We start from the raw sequence: 4,562 nt of genomic DNA, 5'->3' as shown, positions 1-4,562 counted from the left end.
TTGTGACAAAAAAATAAAAATAAATTTTTCAGGAAGCTGAAACTGCCTTAATTGGCACTGATCTCTTTCTTTACTTTATCGATAAAATCGTGGGTAGGGCCTATATTACAGGCTTTTTTAAAGCTGCTAAAGAAAGATTGATCGGTAACATTCTCTTTACTCGTTTCCTGAGATAATTTTTCTTTTGCTCTGCTCAGTAGTTTACGGCAATTGTCTTTTTTCTTATCGAAAATGCTTTGCAACTCGTCATAGTCGAAATCAAACAACTCACGTAATACGAAAATACCTCTTTCTATAGGTTCAAGTTTTTTGTGTAATACCGTAAGAGCAGCAGATACCTCATTATCAAGATCGAAGTTGAAAAACTCTTTTTCTTTATACCAATCAATTAAATCTGCCGGATTAAGGTTTTGTAAACACTCATCCCTGGTGCGTTTAATTTTTTCGATATGATTGAGGCAGTTGTTTTTTACTGATGTAATTAAATACGCTTTGGTATTATTGATCTTCTTGGTGTCAATCGTCAACCATTTCATCAAAGTATCTTGCACGATATCTTCCGCATCGGCAAGTGAGCCTACCATTTTATATGCAATAGATTGCAATAAGGGCTGGTATAGTGCTATGGTCTGACTTTGATTCATTGTGAACTACAAAGGTACAATTATTAAGAGAATTTAATTCATTAATCGCTTCGTGAGACTATTAAATCTCCAAAACATCACTACAGCCACAATTGTAAGACCTATGAGAAGGCCATACCAAACACCTTCAGCACCCATATCGTAATGAAAAGCAAGTAGATAGCCTGTAGGTAAAGCTAACACCCAGTATGCCACGAAGGTTAAGATAGATGGTATTTTTACGTCTTCTAAGCCTCTTAAAGCCCCTAGGCTAAGCACTTGCACACCGTCAGAGATTTGGAAAAAGCCTGCAATCACAAGCAGAGAAGCAGCAATTTCGATTACCTCAGGATTATCGATGTACAGACCAGGGAAGAAATATCTGCCTAAAATGAATGTTAAGGCACAAACGCTCATAAAGGCGATAACCATAGCATAAAGCGTAAAAGCAGCAGCACGCAATGTATGCACATCATTTTTACCTAGTTGATTGCCAACTCTCACAGTGGCCGCTGCAGATAGTCCCGAAGCCATCATATAACTGATGGCCGCTAAGTTTATGGCTATTTGGTGTGCTGCTAGTTGTTCTGTGCCGATCCATCCGATCATAATTACTGCAAAGCCAAATGCGCCTACTTCGAACACGAATTGAAAGCCAGCTGGTAGACCCAGGCTGAGTAACTTTCTAATAAGTGTTTTGCTATAGTTACCAATTGCGAAACCCAATTTAAATGGTTTGAAGTTTTTGCCGTGATAGATATAAAGCGCAATCCAGCCGGCTAAAATAATTCTTGAAATGAAGGAGGCCCACCCGGCTCCATTGAGGCCCATGGGCTCAAAACCGAGTTTACCATAAATGAGAATATAATTGAGTCCTACGTTTATAAGGTTAGAGCCAATGACGATGAGCATGGCTTGTTTGGTGTAAGATAGCCCCTCTGCAAACTGACGAAATGTTTGAAAGAGCATGAGAGGGATCAAAGAAAGAGTTACAATGTTGAGGTACGGCAAAGCCATGTCTACAACATCAGGCGGCTGATTGAGTACATACAAAATTGGTCCTCCCACGAGGATAATTACAAATAAGACAATACCGGTAATGGTATTAATCAATAAAGCATGTTTCAGCAAGTCACTGGATTTGTTGGTGTCTTTCTCACCATCAGCGGCAGCTACCAACGGAGTGATGGCGTATGATACACCGATTCCAAACATCAGTAGTAAGTGAAATATTACATTAGCTAAAGAAGCCCCAGCCAGAGGTACCGCCCCAAGCTGACCTACCATTACACTATCAGCAACATTTACCATCATATGCCCAAGTTGACTCAGCATCACTGGGTATGCCAGTAAAAAATTGCGCTTCAAATGCGATATATAATTTTGCTTAGTCATAAAAGCTCAAACCGACATGAGTCAGGATTGCATGTGGATTAATTAAACTCATTAAGTCGATTTTCGCGCATACGGGCTAATTTCAAAATTGCCGCAACACTCATGCTATCAGTAATTTCTCCATTCATCACCATTTCTAGTGCCTCATCAAAAGGCAGTTTCATTACTTTCAATTCTTCAGACTCCTCTGGTTGCGCGTCACCCTCAGTAAGGTCTTTGGCCAAAAAAATAAAGGCCTCTTCATCGGTAACTGAGTTTGAGGTGTGTATTTTCATTATAATCTCCCAGCTCTTTGCTGTCAGGCCGGTTTCTTCTTTAAGCTCACGTTGGGCTGCCTCCATCATATCTTCATGCACTGGTCCGCCACCTTCCGGGATTTCCCATGAATATTCATCAAGCGTATAGCGATATTGGCCTACCAACCAGGTATTGCCTTCTTTATCTATAGGAATGATCCCAATGGCTTTATTTTTAAAATGGACTTTGCCGTATATGCCTTCGCCACCACCGGGGTTGATGATGTCGTGTTCTTCAACACGTATCCATGGATTGTCATACTTCTCTTTCTTCTTCAGTGTCTTCCAGGGGTTGTTTACTTTTGCCATGCCGCAAAGCTATTAATTTCGAGACTAAAGACTGGCTTTCTTTCTTTTAATCAATTGTAAACATAATTTTACAGCATGCTTAAAGCTCATTTTTCTGAAGATAAACTAGAAGCAGGTTGTGATGAAGCAGGCAGAGGTTGTCTGGCAGGTCCGGTGGTAGCTGCTGCAGTGATTTTGCCTCGCGGATTTCAACATGAAGACCTCAATGATTCTAAGCAACTGTCTAAGAAAAAAAGAGATCGTATTCGTTTAGAAATCGAATCAGAGGCACTTGCCTGGGCTGTTGCTTTCGTGGATAATGAAGAAATTGACCAGCTCAACATTTTAAATGCATCTTACCGCGCCATGCAGCTCGCTGTAGATCAGCTCAAACAACAGCCAGAATTACTCCTTATAGATGGTAACCGATACAAACCGCATAATGACATACCTTTTGAGTGCATAATAAAAGGTGATGGCAAGTATTATTCTATAGCTGCAGCATCGGTGTTGGCCAAAACTTACCGTGATGAGTTTATGGAAAAAATAGCTTTGGAGCACCCGCAGTATGAGTGGGAAAAGAATAAAGGCTATCCTACAAATGCACATCGGGAAGGTATAAAAATGATAGGCCCATCTCCTTATCATCGCAAAAGTTTCAGATTGTTACCCGAACAGTTAGAACTCTTTACTTAATTTTTTTCTAATGTGTCTCATCTTATTCGCTCATAAAGTTCATCCAAAATATAAGCTTATTGTAGCAGCCAATAGAGATGAATTTTATGCAAGGCAAACTCAACCAGCCCAGTTCTGGGAAGATAACCCCGAGATTTTAGCAGGACGCGATCTGGAAGCCGGTGGCACATGGATGGGAATAAACAAGTCTGGATCTATTAGCATGTTGACAAACTACAGGGATCTGTCCAATATAAAAGCAGAGGCACCCTCACGAGGTCATTTGGTGAGCGATTTTCTGACTAATAACGACAATAGTGAATCGTATCTAAAAAAGGTTGAGAGTAGTGGAGAGTCTTATAATGGCTTTAACCTGATTTGTGGAAATAGCGATGAATTGCATTATTATGGCAATTATCAGCAAGGGGTGCACAAAATAACTCCTGGTTTTTACGGCTTGAGTAATGCTCTACTAGACACACCCTGGCCAAAGGTAGAGCGAGGTAAGTCTAAGTTAGAAAATATTGTGAGTAAGGATTTTGAAGTCGAGACACTCTTTGAAACCCTATATGACGACATTAAAGCCGAAGATAAAAACTTACCAGATACTGGCGTAGGTCTGGAAATGGAGCGTATGTTGTCACCTATGTTTATCAAAAGCCCAAAGTATGGCTCAAGGTGCAGTACCGTACTTTTGATTGATAATGATGATCAGATCACCTTTGTTGAGCGTACTTATGACATCAATAATTTCTCTCACACAGACCGAAAGTTTCTACTCTCTCTTTAGTCATTAGCCTTTTATGAGTATAGAATATTTTGTTTGAGCCGATATTTTGCTATCTTTACAAACCGACCAGTCGGTCTTAAAATTATGAAAGGACTTAGTACACGTGAGATGATCATTCAAAAATCAGCGGAGCTGTTTAATACATACGGCTACCACGCGTGTTCTTTGAGCCATATTATGAAGGCGACTAATTTAAAGAAAGGCGGCATATACAATCACTTTAAAAACAAAGATGAAATAGCGGTTGAGGCCTTTAATTACAACTATGATCGCGTACTTAAAAGATTTAGAGATCGCTTAAATAAAGTTTCTAAACCAACAGATAAGCTATTTGCGGTTATTGATGTGTTTGTGTCTTTCGTAGATGATCCGATGGTAAAAGGAGGTGGCTGCCCCATATTTAATACTGCTATGGATGCAACGAATACACATCCTGAGCTCAAAGAAAAAGCGCAACAAGGCATTTTAGGCTTAAAAACTTATATAGAAATAAAA

6 protein-coding genes are annotated in these 4,562 nt (G+C 39.8%); 3 read left to right on the top strand and 3 right to left on the bottom strand.

The genetic code is table 11. The annotated features are described in order from the left end of the window. Positions 1-47: 47 nt before the first annotated feature. From E1176_RS05550 to E1176_RS05540, 3 genes are read right to left on the bottom strand one after another with little or no spacing between them, the layout of a single operon-like run. Positions 48-644 (bottom strand): sigma-70 family RNA polymerase sigma factor, encoded by a 597-nt coding sequence (locus tag E1176_RS05550; protein ID WP_155209576.1) that lies wholly within the window; start codon positions 642-644, stop codon positions 48-50. A gap of 33 nt (positions 645-677) precedes the next feature. Continuing rightward, positions 678-2,018: an MATE family efflux transporter gene (locus E1176_RS05545; protein ID WP_155209575.1), complete on the bottom strand. Its 1,341-nt coding sequence runs from the start codon at positions 2,016-2,018 to the stop codon at positions 678-680. A 38-nt stretch (positions 2,019-2,056) separates the two neighbouring features. Then, entirely contained in the window at positions 2,057-2,623 is a 567-nt protein-coding gene (locus tag E1176_RS05540) for an NUDIX domain-containing protein (RefSeq protein WP_155209574.1), read from the bottom strand. Positions 2,624-2,698: 75 nt separating this feature from the next. On the opposite strand from E1176_RS05540, the gene E1176_RS05535 reads away from it, so the two are divergent. From E1176_RS05535 to E1176_RS05525, 3 genes are all read left to right on the top strand, one after another. Then, positions 2,699-3,298, top strand: a complete 600-nt coding sequence (locus E1176_RS05535) for a ribonuclease HII (RefSeq protein WP_155209573.1) — start codon at positions 2,699-2,701, stop codon at positions 3,296-3,298. Between the two features lie 10 nt (positions 3,299-3,308). Further along, the gene (locus E1176_RS05530) at positions 3,309-4,067 is read left to right on the top strand and encodes an NRDE family protein (protein WP_155209572.1); all 759 of its coding nucleotides are present in this window, start codon (positions 3,309-3,311) and stop codon (positions 4,065-4,067) included. A gap of 84 nt (positions 4,068-4,151) precedes the next feature. After that, on the top strand, positions 4,152-4,562 hold a 411-nt coding region (locus E1176_RS05525), incomplete at its 3' end, for a TetR/AcrR family transcriptional regulator (protein ID WP_155209571.1).

Origin of the sequence: Fulvivirga aurantia (genome assembly GCF_009711475.1) — a bacterium.
Classification (GTDB): Bacteria; Bacteroidota; Bacteroidia; order Cytophagales; family Cyclobacteriaceae; genus Fulvivirga; species Fulvivirga aurantia.
This window is presented reverse-complemented; position numbering and strand designations above follow the sequence as displayed.